A 16405-nucleotide genomic window follows, 5' to 3' on the forward strand; every position below is an offset into this window, starting at 1 on the left:
TCACTCACGCCGGTGGGCAGGAGCCCGCGGCGCTCATGCCGGACACCGTTTTCAGGTCGATGGCCCGCTCGCCGTGCTCGGTCTTGAGTACGAGTGTGCCGGCGCCCACCCGGACGACCGTGCCGCAGATGGTCTCGCCGGCCGCGACCACCCGCAACCGCTGGGCTTCCTTGGCCGGCCCGTACCAGGTGACCGCGACCGCGGCGATCAGCAGGGCCGTGCATGCCAGGAAGGCACCGATGCCGTGGCGCAACGCCCGCTGGGCGCGGATGGCCTCGTCGTGGTCGGCGGCGAGGCGGGAGCGCACCGCCGCGCGTGCGACCACCTCGGGCAGCCCGTGCGCGGCCCGCAGCAGCCGCATCGCCGCGTACGAGCCGGCCAGCAGAGAGGCCAACAGGAGCACGCCGACGAGGACGGCCCAGGTGCTCGCCAGCCCGTTGATGTCCGCGCGCCCCTTGACGAGGCTGAAACCCAGCAGCCCGGCGAGCAGGGCGGCGAGCCCGTTGCGCCAGGCGAGCGCGGCCGCACGTACGCGGGGCAGCTCCTCCCGGTAGAGCCGCTGGAGGGCCTGGGCGTTCTGCCGGCCGGGCCGCCGGGGCGGCGCGGCTGCGGGCCCGGTCATGAGCCGAGGGGCAGGTCCCAGAACGCCCCACAGCCGAGATACTCGACCGGGCGTCCCGGATGTTCCTGCTCGCACGTACAGCAGATCTCTTCGACCAGCGGGGCCGCCGCCGGGGTCGTGGCCTTCCGCGCGCGCCAGCCTTTGACCACGCTCTTGGTTATCAGGTACTCCATGGCGTGCCCGCAGCGCGGGCACGGCCCGCTCAGCACGACCGTGCCGTCGGCGGTGGTCTCCCGCACGAAGGCCGAGGCGGCCTCCGCGAAGTGCTCTTGATTGGTTTCGAGGTATGGCATGTCGGTCTGCTCGGCAGTCGACAAATGGTTCCCCTTCACGGCCCGGTGTGGGTGAACGGTGTCCAGACACTTGGCTGGTCGGCGGCGGTGTCGCGGAGTGCGCGGGTCGCTCGGTGCAGCGCGTGGGCACTGCGGTGCGGATACAGGCATCCGTCGGTGATTATCTCTTCATAGAGGGTGCGGAACAACCGGGTGGTGTGGTCGCTGTCGTACACCGACCACAGGGTGCCGATGACGTGCCGGTATCCGGTGTAGTGCAGTGCGGCCGAGAGGCTGATCGCCTCGTCGAGCAGATTGACGCCGCCGGTGGCGGTCTTGCAGGCGGAGAGCCCGACGAAGTCGGCGTGGTACTGCCCGGCGGCGATGTCGGTGACGGTCAACGTGCCGTCGGACAGCACCAGCCCACCGCGGGACGGATCGCGCAGATCCTGGGTGCCGTGGCAGCTGAAGTGCGCCCACCGGTGACCGACGAGCTGCTCGCGGGTCGCGTCACGCGTCGCGTCCGGCCCGATCAGCATGGTGAGCCGGTCGGCGGGCATGAGCTCCGCCAGGGCGGCCAGCTCGCTCGTCACCCCACCGAGCGACGGCTGCCCCTCGGTGTCGCTGACGCCGACCGCGAGCATGCGGTGGTCACCCGGGGTGGGACCGAGCGGCCGGCGGGCCTCGCGCAGAGCGCGCAGCGTCGGCGTGTAGGACGACACCACTCGATCGATCACGGTCCGCGCGGGTCGGTCGCGGGACAGGTGGTGTCCGGCCGCGTGCAGCGGCAGCAGCGTCATCGGACCGGTGGGGCACCACCAGAGCCGCGGCCATCGCGCGCCGGGTGGCGGTGTCTCGTGCAGTCCCAGCTCATCGAGCACCGGTTCGGCCGCGACGTCCCAGAGCCAGGCGACCAGATCGGTGAGCATCGCCTCCGTTGCCTGGAGCGCCGCCGCCATCGCCCGCTCGGCCCGCTGCACGGCTTGACGCCCTCCCATGCCGCTGTCGCCCTGTCGATGCTCGCGCACTGCGTCGAGGTCGCCTGCGGCCTGCTCGGCGGCGCGCAGGGTGCGCAGGTAGCGGTTGGCCCAGTCCGCCGCACTCTGCGCGGTCAGATCGGGTAACGGGCGTGATGCCACGCCGGTGTGGTCGACGATGATCGCGTCGCAGCGCCATTGGCTGACGTTGACGACGACCACGGGTCCTTCCGTAGCGGGGGGCAGCAGCGTGTCCAGATCAAGGGGTTTGAGGAAGTCGGCGAGGTCCGGTAGCTCGCGCACCTCCGCGACGAGCCGGTCCCACTCGCGCGCCAGCGCCATCCGCCGATCGGTGGCGGGGGCGGCGTCGTGCCAGGTGTGGGACATCTGCTGCGGCACCGTCTCGCGGGTCGAATGGACGATACGGATCTCCAGGGTAGCCATTCGGAAGGCGAAGATGGCTGTGCCGAACTGCCAACAACATGACACCGGGGGGGCGAATGTCCGAAGTCGAGCGACTCGTGGCGGCGATCGACGAGCGCGTCCGCGCATTCGACCGTGGCGATCATGCCCAGGTGTTGGACGGCAATGCATTGTCCGAGGTGGATCGTCTCTTGCGGCATGCCGACGAGGCGACCCGGTTCGAGGCGATCCGCGTGGCGGCCTGGTTGCACTGGTGCCGCTACCTCGCCTTGCCGGCGGACAGCGAACAGCCCGACCTGCGGGCGGCGATCGAGCTCTTCATGCAGGTCGCCCTCGTCGACCTGCGGGCACTACCCGGGCCGCTGCTGCGCAAGCTGCTGCACACCGACGGCGTCGCCGACTCCGCGCCGAAGGCGAAGACCGTGCGTGACCTCATCCACCACGTCCGGCGTACCGGCGACCCGGCGGTACTGGAGGAGGCGCTCAGGCAACTCGTCGAGGCTGCGGGGAACCTGCCCGACGATCCCGACTCGGCCGCAGCGCTCCTGGCGGACCTCGACGAAGCCATCCTCGTCGGCAAGCAGACGATTGGCACCATCGCCAATGATCACCCGTACCGGTCGACGGTGTTCGACCGGCTGGCCAGCGCCATCCACGCCCGGTACCGCCGCACCGGCATGACCGCAGACCTCGATGACGCCATCACCTTCGGCCGGGAGACGCTGCCGGCGAGCATGTCCACATCGTCCTACGTCGCCCACCTGTCGAATCTGGCCGGCGCGCTGGTGCACCGGTACGACCTGGCCGGTGCTGGCGCGGATCTCGACGAGGCCATCGCGCTGAGCCGTCAGGCGGTGGCCAACTGCCCGGAAGGCCACCCCGACTCGGCCGCCGTCTGGAGCGTTCTCAGCGGAGCGTTGTGCCGCCGGTTCCAGCGCGACGACGACGGAGCCGACCTCGACGAGGCCATCGCGACGTGCCGGCGGGCCGTCGCCGCCGCTACCGACCCGGCGATGCACCTGGCGAACCTCGGCGGGCAGCTGCGGCTGCGGCACGCCCTGCACAGGGACGACGCCGACCTCGACGAGGCCATCGACGTCGGCCGGCGAGCGCTGGCCGGCGTCGCGACGAACGCTCCCGAGCGCCCCGGATACCTGATGAACCTCGCCGGGGCACTGCGCCTGCGTTCTACTGATGCGGGCGATGGGGCCGCGCTCGACGAGGCCATCGCGCTGGGCCGGCAGGCCGTCGCGGCGACAGCCGCCGGCAGCCCGGACCTCGCCAACCGGCTCACCCTGCTCGGTACCATCCTTCGCGACCGGTACGAGAAGTCGGGCGACGACGCCGACATCGACGAGGCGGTACGCGACTGGTCCGCGGCACGCGCATCCGTCACCGCCCCGGCGGCGATGCGGCTCCGAGCGGCCAAGCTCGCCGCACGGGCCGTCACCGAGCAGGACGGCCTGTCCGCTGCGGCGGGCGCCTACGGCGCGGCGGTGGGCCTGCTGCCGTTGCTCGCCTGGCGCGGCATCGGCCCCGACGACCAGCAGCTCCTCATCGAATCGCACGCCGCCGGCCTGGCCTGCGACGCCGCTGCCAGCGCCGCCGCCGCCGGCAGCGTCAGCGTGGGCGTCGAGCTGCTCGAACAGGGCCGCGCCGTCGCCTGGTCGCAGCTGCTGGACCTCCGCGGCGACCTCTCGTCCGTTCACCGCGCCGCACCGGACCTGGCTGAACGCCTCGTCGCCTGCCGCCGGGCCCTTGAGCAGCCCTACCACACCGGGCGCAGCGAAGGGTTTTGATCGATGCCCGCGCCGCCGGTAGGTGTGTACCACGTACGCCCGGGACCCACTGGTCATCGACCGAGGTGACCTGCCACCAGGTCAGGCCGAGTGCTCGGCATAGCGCAGCACCTCCGCGACGAGTCGCCTGGTGGCCTCCCCGTGCAGCATGTAGGTAACCTGCCGGCCACGACGCTTGCGCCGGATCACTCGGGCGTCCTTGAGGCACCGCAGATGGCGGGCGATGATCGTCGAATCCACGGACATGGCCTCCGCCAGCAAGGCTGGCGTCTGTTCGCCGCCCTGCAGCAGCACGAGGATGTGTAATCGGTGCTCGTACGCCATGGCGCGCAGCACGGCGACCGCGCGGTCCCGTGTGTGCCCCGTCTCGTCGAGGTGTGCGGTGCTCATGCCGGGATGGCACGGGAGCGGGCGGCCGCCGTGAACCTGGAGGTGACGAGCCGGGACAGCACGGTCGACAGCGCCAGGACCGCGGTGGCGGTCAAGGTGATGCTCGCGCCTGCGGCGACGTTCCAGCGGCTCGACGCGTACAGGCCGCCGATGCCGCTGAGAGCGCCGAACGTGACGGCCAGGGCGGTGATGACGCTCAGCCGGTGGGACCACTGGCGTGCTGCCGCGGCCGGCGCCACGATGAGGGCGAGGGCGAGGATCGTGCCGACGGCCGGGACGATCGTCACGACCACCACCTGGATGGCGAGCAGCAGCACGACGTCCCAGACACCGGTGGCGAAGCCGGCCGCCTGCGCACCGGCCCGGTCGAATCCGGTGTACCGGAGTGGACGGGCGCAGGCCAGCAGCGTGGCCGCGACGACGACGAGCGCCACCGCAGTGGTCACCAGGTCCTGCGGGCTGACCGTGAGGATCGATCCGACGAGGAACGACGTCAGGTCTCGGCTGAAGCCGTTCTGGGTGGCGACCAGCCCGGCCCCGAGCGCGAAGCCACCGGAGAGCACGACGCCGGTCGCCGCGGCCGTGTTCTGGCTTCGGCGGCGGCTGAGTGCGGCAACGCCCAGCGCGACGATCGCGCCGGCGACCACGCCGCCGAGGACGATGTTGACACCGATGATGGAGGCGGCCACCACCCCGGGGAACGTGGCGTGGGTCAGTGCCATGGTGAAGAAGGACAGTCGGCGTAGCACGACATGGACGCCGATGAGTCCGGCGAGCGCGCCGGCGAGCAGCACCTCGGCCGTGGCCCGGTGCAGCGCGTCATCCCACCAGTTCATGGGGCGATCTCCTTCCCGCGGAGACGATTCGCCCGTGGTTGCGCCTCGAACGCAGCGCGCCCAGCGGGAGCAACAGCAGGTACGCGAGCACGAGCAGCAGGACGACGGCGGAGGCCGAGGTCAGGGAGATGCCGTAGTCGACCGACGCGGTCCAGCTGGCCAGGAGGCCGCCGTATCCGGCGATGAGGATGAGGCCGGTGCCGATCACCGCCATCAACGACAGGCGTGAGGTGAGCAGGCGAGCGGCCGCGGCCGGCACGATGAGCAACGCCACCACGAGGATGGTGCCGACGGCGCGCACCGCGGCGACGACGACGAGCGCGACGATGATGTTGAGCAACAGATCGAGCCAGGCGATCCGGAAGCCGGCGGCGGCAGCTCCCACCGGATCGAAGGTCCGGTATATCAGGGCGCGGGCACTGATCAGCAACAGCCCAAGGATGACGACCGCCAGCACGGCGGTCTCCGCGAGCTGACGCGGCGTCACCGTCAGGATGCGCCCGAAGAGAAACGACGTCAGATCCGAGGTGTACGAGGAGCGCCGTGACACGAGCACCACACCGATCGAGAACATGGCGGTGAGCACCACGGCGGTGGACGCATCGTCGGACAGCGCTCCGCCACGGCTGAGCAGGGTCAGCACCACCGCGGTCACGACGCCGGCGACCAGCGCCCCGACGACGATGCCCTCGATGCCACCGGCCAGGAACCCGATGACGACGCCGGGAAACACGGTGTGCGTCAGCGCGTCGGAGACGAAGGACAGGCGGCGGGCGAAGACGAAGACACTGACTGGTCCGCAGATGAGGGCGAGCACCGCGAGCTCGGCCAGGGCTCGCCCCATGAACGGCACGGTGAACGGCTCGATCACGGCTCCACCAGCACTGTCCGGCCGTCTCGCAACTCGATGGCATGCCCGCCGTACGCGCGGCGCAGCGTATCGGCGGTCAGGGCATCAGCGGGCGGGCCCACCGCCCACTGTCGGCCGTTGAGCACGCAGACCGTGTCGGCGAGTTCGTGCGCGACCGTCAGGTCGTGGGTGCTCAGCACCAGGGCGGTCCCCACCGCGCTGAGTTCCCGCAGCACGGACAGGATGGCTTCCTGGCTCACCGCGTCGACGCCGTTGAACGGCTCGTCGAGCAGCAACAGCCGCGGCTCGGCGGCGATGGCGCGGGCCAGCAGCACCCGCTGACGCTGGCCACCGGAGAGGACGCCGAAGTGTGTTCCCGCATGATCGGCTAGGCCGAGCCGGTCGAGCGCCTCGTGGACCGCTCGACGGTCGGCGCTCCGGGTGGGACGCCACCAGCCGATGCGCCGGTAGCGGCCCATCATGACGACCTGGGCCGCGGTCACCGGAAAGTCGGCGTCGAGGGAGTCGGTCTGGGGGACGTATCCGGTGCGGGAGCGGGCCTGGGCCGGCGTACGCCCGAGCACGGTGGACGCGCCGGCGAGGACCGGCACCAGGCCGAGGATCGACTTGATCAGCGTGGACTTGCCGGCGCCGTTCGGCCCGATCAGGGCCAGACGCTGCCCGGGGGCCAGTTCGAGGTTGACGTCGGTGAGCACGGGCGTGCCGTGGTAGCCGACGCTCACCTCGGCATAGCGAAGGGCGGCGCCGGCCACCGCGACATCGCCCATGTCAGCCGCCCAGAGCCGTGACGATGACCTGGGTGTTGTGCCGCTCCGCACCGAGGTAGGTGCCCTGAGGCGTGCCTTCGGCGCCGATGCTGTCGCCGTAGAGGGCGTCCTCACCGCCGATGACCTTGACGCCGGCCTGGTTGGCGATCGCCTCGGCGCTCTTGGGCGGTAGCGACGTCTCCGCGAAGATGGCCTTCGCCCCCGTCGCCTTGATCTTCGCGACGAGGTCGTTGAGCTGCTTCGCGCTCAGCTCGGCGGAGATGTCGAGGCTGGGGATGACCGAGCCGACGAACTGCAGCTTGTACCGGTCGACGTAGTAGCCGAAGGCGTCGTGGTTGGTCACGAGCTTCCGCTGGTCGGCAGGGATCCTGGCGAAGGCGGCCTCGTTGTCGGCGTCGAGCTTGTCGAGTTCGGCCGAGTAGCCCTTCAGGTTGTCGGCGAAGGCGGCAGCGTGTGCGGGGTCGGCCGCGGCGAGGCCCTTCTCGATGTTGGCGACCATCGTCTTGGCGTTCAGCGGGTTGTGCCAGATGTGCGGGTCGTGCTCCTCGGCCTCGTGCTCGCCCGCGCCCTCCTCGTGGCCGTCTTCGCCCTCCTCGTGGCCGCCCTCGCGCAGGGTGACGCCCTGGCTGGAGTCGACGACGGTGCCCTTGAAGCCGGCCGACTCGATGGTCTGGTCAAGCCACTCCTCAAGGCCGACACCGTTCTTGACGACGATGGCGGCCTTGCCGATCGCCTGGATGTCGGCCGGGGTGGGCTCGTAGTCGTGCGGGTCCACGTTCGGCTTGATGATCTGGGTGACGGTGACGTCGCCGCCGCCGATGGTGCGGACGAAGTCGGCCACCTCGGGTGTCGTGGCGACCACGGCGAGTCTGGTGCCGGACGAGGGGCTGCTTCCGCCCTCGGCGTCGGCGTCACCCGAGCCACAACCGCCAAGGAGAACGAGCGCGGCGGCGGTTGCCGCGGCGATGATCGTGCGTTGTCCGTGCTTCACGAAAACACTCCATTCCTGAGATGCGGAACGGTAATCGTTTTCGCTAAGTATCGTCTAATAGCGAGATGACCATGCGTTTCATGTGTCACCCCCGCGGCGCTCGAGGACCGGGCGGTCGGCCCTCAGGCCACGGCCGCCAGCGCGGCGTGCCTGCCACATCGCCAGAGGATCCCGGCCTCGCCGAACCCGGCCTCACGAGCGGCGGTGGCATGCCAGGACGCCGGAGCGGTGAACTCGGCCGGCGGGCTGTTGTCGAAGATCGCCGCCCGTTGCGCGAGCGGTGGCCGCAGCGCCTCCACCGTCCCGATGTCGTTCCACCACTGCGCCCAGGCCAACTCCGCGGCGGCTTCGTCCGGGGCGGGGTCCAACGCACCCATCAGTGACGGGAGCCCGTCGTCGGGCATGAGGTCGGCGACGATGAGCAACCCGCCGGGCGCCAGGCACCGGCGAGCGTCGCCGTAGAACGCGCGCACCTGGGCCGGCGTCAGGTAGTGCAGGGTCATGACCACCGTGATCAGGTCATGATCGCCACCCACACGGGCCGCCCAGCCCGGAGTCGACAGATCACCCTCCAGCGCCCGCACCTCGGCCGCCAGGGCACCGCGCGCCAGCGCGAGCAGCACCGGATCGATGTCCATGAGGGTGACCTCGGCGTCGGACCACCGCCGAGCCATCCGCTCGGCGAGCAGCCCGGGGCCACCGCCGAGATCGAGCACCCGGCCGGGCGTCCGACCGCGGGCAGCCTCGGCGACACGGCAGAGCGTCTCCTCAAGGGTGGCGAGGTGCGGCACAAATCCCCCCATGACCTGGGCCCAGGTTTCGCGCCACCGAACGGCCTGCGCGCGGTCGAGCACGGCGCTGGGCGGGCCGGTGGTCGTTGCCATGGGTGCACTCCGGGACGACGCGCGGACGGGAAGGCAACACGATAACGGAAGCCATTTCCGACAGGATAGGCGCTCCGATGCGGGAGAATCGGCACATCGCGGTGCGTGTCCGTCAATCGTGGTCGAGTTCGCCCAGGACCGCCAGCAGCCGGTCCACCTCCTCGACGGTGTTGTAGACGTGCAGGCTCACCCGTACGGATGCCGCCTTCTCGCCCTGGTCGCCCTGGCAGTGACCGTCCGCGCGAACCATGAGCCCGTGTGCGGCCAGGATGAACCCGAGGTCGTTCGAGCCGATCACACGGTGGCGGAAGGCGACGATGCCCTGGCGCTGCTGCACCGGGGAGTCGGTGGCCAGGCTGCTCTGACAGCCCAGCACCTCGAAGCTGGACAGCGTGCGCAGCCCGTCGGTGAGCCGCGCGCCGAGCGCGGTGTTCCAGCGGGCGATGCGATCCATGTCGGCCGCGTCGAGCCAGTCCAGCGCGGCGACCAGGCTGATGATGCCGCTGGTGTTGGGTGAGCCGCTCCAGCCGGCCGGCGCGTACGTCGGACCGCGCTGATTGCGCGCCCAGATCGCACCGGTGCCGGGCAGCGCCATCGCCTTGTGCCCGGAGAACACCACGAAGTCGACGTCGGTCGCCGCGGTGGACAGCGGCAGGTGCCCCACGCCCTGTGCGGCGTCGAGGCAGATCGGGACGGCCGGTCCGGCGACCCCGCGCAGCCTGTGCACGTTCATGTCGTTGCCGTAGACGTGGTGCACGTGGGTCGCCGCGATCAGGCGCGTCCGGTCGCTGACCAACGCCGTCAGCCGGTCGATGTCGTAGTCGTGGGCGGCGTCGTAGGGCATCGGCCGCACGTTGACGGAGATGCCCTGGTGACGCAGCAGCTCCGCGGTTTCCAGCCAGGGTGCGTTGTTGGCTGCGTGATCGGCGAACGGCACGACGATGTCGTCGCCGTCGCGCAGCTGCGGGAGGAGCCAGTCGCGGGCGATGGCGCGCAAGCCCTCGGTGGTGCCACTGACGAAGTGCACGCCCGAACGCTCCGGCGCCGGGTCGTCGAGGAAGCGGCGCAGCCGGTCGCGGGCCTGTTCGATGCGAGTGGTGGTCCGGTTCGCCCACGGGTATGTGCCACGGGCGGCGTTGGCGTTGCCGGTCGTGAGGTAAGTCAGGACCGCGTCGAGGACCGCCTTCGGCTTCTGCGAGGTCGCGGCGCTGTCCAGGTACGCCACATCGGGGTTGGCGGTGATGAGCGGGAACTGACCGCGCAACTCTTCCTGCCACGGGCGCAGCTCGTCGAGAACGTCCATGTCAATCGCGCACGAGCTCGGCGCCGGCGTCGCGCCAGGCGATGATCCCGCCCTCGAGCGAGCGCACGTCCTGATGACCCATCCGGGTCAGCAGAGCGGCGTAGCGGGCGGACTTCTCCCCCACCGGGCAGACGAGCAGCACCGGCTGGCGGCGGCCGAACGGCAGCCCGCCGTGTAGCAGCTCGGCGAAGAGCTCGTCGACGATGTTGACCGATCCATCGATGTGCAGCGCCTGGTACGCGAACGGGCTACGCAGATCGACCACCAGCCCTCGGCGCCCGGCGATCCACCGCTCGGCCTCCGCGACATCCACGGTGGCCGCCTGCCGCACGTCCGCGTCGGTCACCGCACGGAGGGAGTTGCGCCGTGGCGGCCGACCGAACAGCTCGGGGCGCCGCTCCCGCAGATAGCTCATGTAGCTCTCGACGCGGTCACAGACGATGAAGACCGCCGTACGGCGTCCGGTGAGCTGCGCGTCGATGGCGCGCAGATGGCGCACGGCGCCTTGGTAGGCGCCGCCGCCGGTCGGCCCGGCGAGCGTGCCGCACCGGCGTACGAGCGTCAGCAGACCATCGATGGCGTCGTCGGCGGTGATCGTCTCCACCGTGTCGTAGACGTCGGGGTCGAAGAGGCCGACCTCGTGCACCTCGTCGATGGTGCGGATGCCCGGGATGAAGTCGGACTTGTGCGCCACCAGCCCAATGACGCGCACGTCGGGATTGTGCTGGCGCAGCGCAGCCGCGACGCCGGTGGAGGAACCGGCCGTTCCGACGCAGGCGATGAAGTAGTCCGGGGCCCTGCCGTCCAGGTCCTTCACGATCTCCGGGCCGGTGCCACTCAGGTGCGCGTCGACGTTGAGCTCGTTGAAGTACTGGTCAGTGTGCAGGTAGCCGCCGCCCGAGCCGGCGAGCTGGTGGTACATCCGGGTCAGCGGGTCGTCGGTGTCGGTCGGGTCGAGGCACTCGGCCTGCCCGGGCAGCTCGTCGATCTCCGCGCCGAGCAGCAGCAGCAGGTCCTTGATCTCGGCAACCTTCATGCGGTTGGTGATGCTCTTGAAGCTGAGCCCGTACAGGCCGGCGATGACGGCGAGAGCCTTGGCCGTGTTGCCGCTCGACAGCTCGACGATGGTGTCGCCGCGCTCGACAGCCTCGTTGAGCAGAGGTCGGACCATGTTCCAGGCGGCGCGGTCCTTCAACGAGCCGAACGGGTTGAGCAGCTCCATCTTGGCGTACAGGTCGATGTTCCGCAGACCGTGCACGGTGGGATCGATGCGTACCAGCGGGGTGTTGCCGATGGCCTCGGTCATCGTCTCGAATCTCATGGTGCCTCCGCGGGATGGTGAACGGGCCAGTACTGCTCGTCGAGGCACCATCGCCACGCGCCGTCGTCGCGGTACATCGCCACCTTGCGGCCGACCGGCTGCCGCAGCGCCTGCGTGGCGCTGAAGTCCATGAGGTAGCCGGCGGTGTTGACGAAGGCCAGCAGGTCGCCGGTGCGGGGCCGGGTCGGCAGGAAGACCTTGCGCCGAGTGATGAGATCCGCTTCGAGACAGAGGTTGCCGAACAGGTAGACCCCTGCGGGCCGGGGATCGGCCGGGGGCGTCCGGTGCACGACGACCGGGTCCATCAGCACGCCGTGCTCCTCGAGGCTGACATCGCGTGCGTTGCAGTCCAGGCGCACGATTGTGTCGCCGTCGGCCTCGTCGCGTACCTCCAGAACACCGGCCAGGACCAAGCCGCACTGGTCGAGCAGGGCCCGGCCCGGCTCGACGTGCAGGTCGTACATGTTGTCCAGTAGCAGCGTCCCGAGTGGACGACGCTGTTCGGGCGCGGTTGTCCGCAGCAGGCGATCGAGATACGCGGCTCCCGAGACGGGCCGGTGAGCGGGGTAGAGGTTCAGCGAGCCCCGAACGTGACCACCCTCGGCACGCAGCCCATAAGCGTGGCCGTTCCAGGTCAGCGGCGCCCGCCTGCCGAGCACCGCCTCGGTCAACGCGGAGGTGTACTGCTCCCACTGCGTGCCGTCGGCGAGGTAGTCCGCGCCGAACCCACCGCCGATGTCCACCGACCATGGCCGCAGCCCGCGCCGACGACACCCGTCCAGCGCACCGAGGCAGCCCTCCAGCGCCACGGCCTTCTCCGGCAACCCGATGGTGTCGAGGTGAAACGCCACCCCGACCAGATCCAGGGCCTCGGCGTGTTTCTCGATCACGTCGAGGACCTGGCTCACGGCGGTGGCCGGCACCCCGAAGCGGCTACGGCGACTGCTGAGCTGTACGCCTGACGAGGTGAAGCCCGACAGTCGTGCCATCACCCGCACGGGCGGCAACGCCCAAGCCGTGACCAGTGTGGCGAGCGCCACCAGTTCCTCGACCGAATCGGCGCTGACGGTGACCCCGGCGCGGGCGGCGAGCCAGAGAAATTCCGGATTCTTCGGCCCGGTCGCCATGATCCGCTGCGGCACGAAGCCGGCACCGAGCGCGTGCTGCAACTCGGCCAGCGACGCCACGTCGATACCCGCGTCGGTGGCGGCGAGTTCTCGTACGAGGGCACTTGACCGGTTGGCCTTGTGCGCGTAATAGATCTGACCGGAGAGGCGATGGTCGGAAAAGACGGAGCGAAATGCGGCAACGTTGCCCGACAACTGCTGTGGAAGAATCACTCCGAGTGGAGAGCCCAACGCGTCGGTTAATTGTGCCAACAAGACGGTTTCGTCGAGAGCCGACTGCAATGTCGGATCGATTCGCGGAGACAGGTAAAGGGGCAATGCGACTCCTGAGGTGAGTCGTGGAGCCACGGGCGCCGCCACTCCCCTCGCCGAGAACCCTTCGTAGCGGCGGCCTCCTTCAACGTAACCGATGTTCCGACGCCCGCCAAGGGGTGACGGATGAGCGACTGGACGCACACCGCCACATAAACAAATGCGCATATGTGACGGTGTGCGTCAATGTAGATGTCGACTATTCGGCAAGCCTCAACCGCACCTTGTTCCCCTCGAACACCCCCGAGCCGAGCGTCGTGGTGTTCCAACCCGGCCAGAGCAGATCCGGATCCTGGGTCAACGGCAGCAACCAGACCTGACTGCCCGCCGGCCCGAGGAAGGCGAACCGGGGATCGTCCGGAACGGCCATGGCCGCCTCCGGCAGAACCTGGAACGTCACGTCCGCCGGGTCCCGCGTCACCGAAGGGCTGACGGTGTCGTCGTGCACCTTCAACGACTACACACCACCCTCGTAGTGCACGTCGAGCGCATCGGTGTGCCCCTTGGACAGCACCACCTTCTCGGCCGCCGATGCGGCAGTCGGCGCCAGCACCGTGCCGGCGACCACCACCGCCCCGGCAACCAGGGCCGCGAAACCGCGAGCCCTCACCATCGCATTCATACCTCCCCTTTCACACCGCGCGTACCTGCGCGCGGTGGTACACCTGGTGACATCACCACGACGCCTTGCGCACCCCGGGCAGCTCGCCCCGCAGGGCCAACTCGCGGAATCGCACTCGGGACAGCCCGAATCGGGTCAGCACACCGCGCGGGCGGCCGTCGATCTGGTCCCGCGACCGCAGCCGCACCGGGCTTGAATCCCTCGGCAGCCGGCTGAGCCGGCGGACCGCCTCGGCGCGTACGTCCGGGTCGGTGTCCGGGTGGCGAACCATCCGCTTCAGCTCCACCCGCACCTCGGCGTACCGGGCCACCAGTTCCTCGCGGTACGCCTGCCGGTTGACCAGGCTCTTCCTGGCCATCAGCGGGCCTCTCGGAACTCGACGTGCCGGCGTACGACCGGGTCGTACTTGCGGAGGACCAGCCGGTCCGGGTCGTTGCGACGGTTCTTGCGGGTGACGTACGTGTAGCCGGTGCCGGCGGTGCTGCGCAGCCGCACGATCGGTCGAACGTCGGTCTGCCGGGCCATCAGACCTTCACCCCGCGGGTACGAAGCTCGGCGACGACCTTCTCGATGCCCTTGCGGTCCACGGTCTTCAGCGCCTTTGCCGTCAGGGTGAGGCTGACCCATCGCCGTTGCGACGGCAGCCAGTAGCGGTGGTTCTGCAGGTTGGGGTTCCACCGGCGGCGGGTGCGCCGGTGGGAGTGCGACACGGCGTTGCCGAAGCTCGGCTTCGCCCCGGTGACGTCACAACGTCGGGACACAGTGAATGCTCCTTGCCCAGGTCGTCACGATAACGACAATGGTTTTCAGTTTTACATCACCCGTTCGGTCAGACCCACGCGGGGGGCTGACCGATCTCGACGGAACAGTCGGCACCGAGGCGGTGGTGGGGCGAGGACGCGACGCGGGTGCCGGGCTGGGTAGAGCAGCAGGTTGCACTCCCGTCGGGTCGGGCGATCCCGATTCGGCCGCGCTGCGGCCACCCTCCCGGACCGCCGTTCGCTTCGGCAGCTTCGGTGTGCTTAGAATGACAATCGTTTTCAGTAAGTCGAGAGGAGTGCGATGTCGTCGTCACCACAGGCCCCGACGCACGTCATGACAACGGATGCCGATACCCGCCCGTCGTTGACCGTGCTGTCCGGGTTCTGGCCGGCGGCGACCTTCGCCGTCGCCCGCACGTTGCTCGCCGCCGACCCGACGCTGCTGCTGGTGCGGCACGACCTCACCGGGATCCGCGACGGCGTCGTTCGTCGGGTGGTCCGTTCCGGGACCGGCATCATCGAGGACGAGCAGGTCGGCCTGAGGCACGCCTGCGTCTCCTGCACCCTGCGCGAGGACGTGCTGCCCACCCTCGTCCGACTCACCCGAGCCAACCCCGGCCGAGACCTGGTGCTGATGCTGCCCGAGGTGGTCGAACCCGAGGCGGTCGCCGCCGCCTGCGTCCACTGTCTCGTCGACGGCGCACCAATCACCGACCTCATCCGCATCGACTCCTACGTGACCGTCCTCGACGCCGAACATCTGCTTGACGGCCTGGCCAGCACCGACGACCTCTCCGCGCTCGGCATCCAGGCCGCCGAGGACGACGATCGCGCGCTCGCCGACGTCGTGGTCAGGCAGATCGAGTACGCCGACACCCTGGTGCTCTGGGGACAGTCCCGGGAGGGCACGTTCGACACCAGCAGGATGTCGGTTCTGCTGCAGCGGATGGCGCCGTGGGCGGCTCACATCCGGGTCGACGGCGACCTCGTCGACGCCACCATGCTGACCCGTCAGCTGCGCCACACCCATCGGCACCGGCCGGAGACTCCCGGGGTGCTCGCCCGCGGCCTGCAGGGCTACACGCTGGGCACGCACGAGCCGGAGTCCGACTGCGGTGTGGTCTCCGCCGTCTTCCGCGCTCGCCGCCCGTTCCACCCGCAGCGCCTGCACGACGTACTGGAGGACGTCAACGCCGAGATGATTCGCTCGCGGGGTTACCTATGGCTGGCCAGCCAACCCGACACCGTGGTGGCCTGGGAATTCGCCGGCGGCGGTCTGGCCATGGGCTCGCTCGGGCACTGGCTGGTGAGCCTGCCCGAGGACCGCTGGGAGCACGTCGAAGACCAGCGCCGGCTCGCCGCCGCTCTGGACTGGGACCCCTACTACGGCGACCGCCATCAGCACCTGGTGCTGATCGGCCTCGACGTCGATCCCGTCGAGCTGCACCGCACCCTCGCCGGCTGCCTGCTCACCGACGCCGAACTCGCCGACGGCGAGGAGATCTGGCGCACCTACCACGACCCGTTCGCCGGCTGCTTCCCCCTCGATGCGACGGAACTTGCCGACACCGACACCGACACCGACACCGACACCGAAGGAGCGCAACCCGCATGAAGCCCGGAATCCACCCCGACTACCGACCCGTCGTCTACCGCGACAGGGGCGCCGACTTCGCCTTCCTCACCCGCTCCACCGCCACCAGCGACCAGACCATCGAGTGGACCGACGGCAACACCTACCCCGTCCTCGACGTCCAGGTCTCCTCCGCCAGTCACCCCTTCTGGACCGGCAAGCAGCGCCTGCTCGACACCGCCGGCCGGGTCGAGAAGTTCCGCAACAAGTACGCCCGCCACGGACTCCAGGGCAGATGAGCGCCAGGGTGCCCGTCGACCGGACCGACCAGCGCCGCAGCTGGTCGACGCCGCCCGGCACGGCTGGGTCCGGCATCTGACGATCGTCCGCGAGCTGGTCGGTTCCCCCGACCGGCTCGCGGGCGATATCGGCGAGCGCCGAAGCGGCCACCTTCGCCGGCCTTTCACCCGCTTCGACCGTACGGCCCTCGTCTACGAGCCCACCCTGCGCAGAGTCAGGCCGCTCACGTCGCCCACGGCCCCCGCTCGTTACAC

18 protein-coding genes and 1 pseudogene are annotated in these 16405 nt (G+C 70.0%); 3 read left to right on the plus strand and 16 right to left on the minus strand.

The features are described 5' to 3' along the window. Positions 1–4: 4 nt before the first annotated feature. The 3 genes from ACQEUX_RS11290 to ACQEUX_RS11300 are packed head-to-tail and all read right to left on the minus strand — an operon-like array spanning position 5 to position 2315. A complete protein-coding gene (locus tag ACQEUX_RS11290) occupies positions 5–622 on the minus strand; it encodes a hypothetical protein (protein ID WP_433045286.1) in 618 nt (205 codons plus the stop codon). Then, entirely contained in the window at positions 619–915 is a 297-nt protein-coding gene (locus ACQEUX_RS11295) for a hypothetical protein (RefSeq protein WP_433045289.1), read from the minus strand. The genes ACQEUX_RS11290 and ACQEUX_RS11295 overlap by 4 nt, the downstream gene beginning before the upstream one ends. A 35-nt stretch (positions 916–950) precedes the next feature. Next, entirely contained in the window at positions 951–2315 is a 1365-nt protein-coding gene (locus ACQEUX_RS11300) for a CHAT domain-containing protein (protein WP_433045292.1), read from the minus strand. 56 nt (positions 2316–2371) lie between these two features. Here ACQEUX_RS11300 and ACQEUX_RS11305 point away from each other — a divergent pair, with 56 nt between their 5' ends. Further along, positions 2372–4093, plus strand: coding sequence for a hypothetical protein (locus ACQEUX_RS11305; protein ID WP_433045295.1), 1722 nt, complete (start codon positions 2372–2374; stop codon positions 4091–4093). 81 nt (positions 4094–4174) lie between these two features. On the opposite strand, the gene ACQEUX_RS11310 is transcribed toward ACQEUX_RS11305, so the two are convergent. From ACQEUX_RS11310 to rpmB, 13 genes and pseudogenes are all read right to left on the minus strand, one after another. Next, a complete protein-coding gene (locus ACQEUX_RS11310) occupies positions 4175–4483 on the minus strand; it encodes a metalloregulator ArsR/SmtB family transcription factor (protein ID WP_433045298.1) in 309 nt (102 codons plus the stop codon). Beyond that, the gene (locus tag ACQEUX_RS11315) at positions 4480–5319 is read right to left on the minus strand and encodes a metal ABC transporter permease (RefSeq protein ID WP_433045301.1); all 840 of its coding nucleotides are present in this window, start codon (positions 5317–5319) and stop codon (positions 4480–4482) included. Before ACQEUX_RS11315 ends, ACQEUX_RS11310 begins: the two co-directional genes overlap by 4 nt. Beyond that, positions 5303–6190, minus strand: coding sequence for a metal ABC transporter permease (locus ACQEUX_RS11320; RefSeq protein ID WP_433045304.1), 888 nt, complete (start codon positions 6188–6190; stop codon positions 5303–5305). Before ACQEUX_RS11320 ends, ACQEUX_RS11315 begins: the two co-directional genes overlap by 17 nt. Further along, positions 6187–6957, minus strand: coding sequence for a metal ABC transporter ATP-binding protein (locus tag ACQEUX_RS11325; RefSeq protein ID WP_433045307.1), 771 nt, complete (start codon positions 6955–6957; stop codon positions 6187–6189). The genes ACQEUX_RS11320 and ACQEUX_RS11325 overlap by 4 nt, the downstream gene beginning before the upstream one ends. A gap of 1 nt (position 6958) precedes the next feature. Then, a complete protein-coding gene (locus tag ACQEUX_RS11330; protein ID WP_433045310.1) occupies positions 6959–7948 on the minus strand; it encodes a metal ABC transporter substrate-binding protein in 990 nt (329 codons plus the stop codon). Between the two features lie 122 nt (positions 7949–8070). Further along, the gene (locus ACQEUX_RS11335; protein ID WP_433045313.1) at positions 8071–8832 is read right to left on the minus strand and encodes a class I SAM-dependent methyltransferase; all 762 of its coding nucleotides are present in this window, start codon (positions 8830–8832) and stop codon (positions 8071–8073) included. Positions 8833–8944: 112 nt separating this feature from the next. Further along, complete coding sequence (locus tag ACQEUX_RS11340; RefSeq protein ID WP_433045316.1) at positions 8945–10135, minus strand: aminotransferase class V-fold PLP-dependent enzyme; 1191 nt, start codon at positions 10133–10135, stop codon at positions 8945–8947. A gap of 1 nt (position 10136) precedes the next feature. Further along, positions 10137–11456, minus strand: coding sequence for a pyridoxal-phosphate dependent enzyme (locus ACQEUX_RS11345; RefSeq protein ID WP_433045319.1), 1320 nt, complete (start codon positions 11454–11456; stop codon positions 10137–10139). Beyond that, positions 11453–12796: an alanine racemase gene (locus ACQEUX_RS11350; protein ID WP_433045322.1), complete on the minus strand. Its 1344-nt coding sequence runs from the start codon at positions 12794–12796 to the stop codon at positions 11453–11455. The genes ACQEUX_RS11345 and ACQEUX_RS11350 overlap by 4 nt, the downstream gene beginning before the upstream one ends. Before the next feature lie 301 nt (positions 12797–13097). Then, positions 13098–13517, minus strand: a pseudogene (locus tag ACQEUX_RS11355) (choice-of-anchor M domain-containing protein); the annotation flags it as partial. 52 nt (positions 13518–13569) lie between these two features. Next, the gene (gene rpsN, locus ACQEUX_RS11360) at positions 13570–13875 is read right to left on the minus strand and encodes a 30S ribosomal protein S14 (protein WP_433045325.1); all 306 of its coding nucleotides are present in this window, start codon (positions 13873–13875) and stop codon (positions 13570–13572) included. Next, positions 13875–14042, minus strand: a complete 168-nt coding sequence (gene rpmG / locus ACQEUX_RS11365; protein WP_013287204.1) for a 50S ribosomal protein L33 — start codon at positions 14040–14042, stop codon at positions 13875–13877. Before rpmG ends, rpsN begins: the two co-directional genes overlap by 1 nt. Beyond that, positions 14042–14278 carry a 50S ribosomal protein L28 gene (rpmB, locus tag ACQEUX_RS11370; protein WP_433045329.1) on the minus strand — a complete coding sequence of 79 codons (237 nt, stop codon included), beginning with the start codon at positions 14276–14278 and terminating at the stop codon, positions 14042–14044. The genes rpmG and rpmB overlap by 1 nt, the downstream gene beginning before the upstream one ends. A 301-nt stretch (positions 14279–14579) precedes the next feature. Between rpmB and ACQEUX_RS11375 the strand changes: the two genes are divergently transcribed. Together ACQEUX_RS11375 and ACQEUX_RS11380 are read left to right on the plus strand one after the other, a co-directional pair. Continuing rightward, entirely contained in the window at positions 14580–15893 is a 1314-nt protein-coding gene (locus ACQEUX_RS11375) for a CobW family GTP-binding protein (protein ID WP_433045332.1), read from the plus strand. Beyond that, positions 15890–16150, plus strand: a complete 261-nt coding sequence (locus ACQEUX_RS11380; protein ID WP_433045335.1) for a type B 50S ribosomal protein L31 — start codon at positions 15890–15892, stop codon at positions 16148–16150. The genes ACQEUX_RS11375 and ACQEUX_RS11380 overlap by 4 nt, the downstream gene beginning before the upstream one ends. Positions 16151–16405: the final 255 nt, after the last annotated feature.

The sequence above is a fragment of the Micromonospora sp. CA-259024 genome (assembly GCF_050936255.1).
Taxonomy (GTDB): domain Bacteria; phylum Actinomycetota; class Actinomycetes; order Mycobacteriales; family Micromonosporaceae; genus Micromonospora.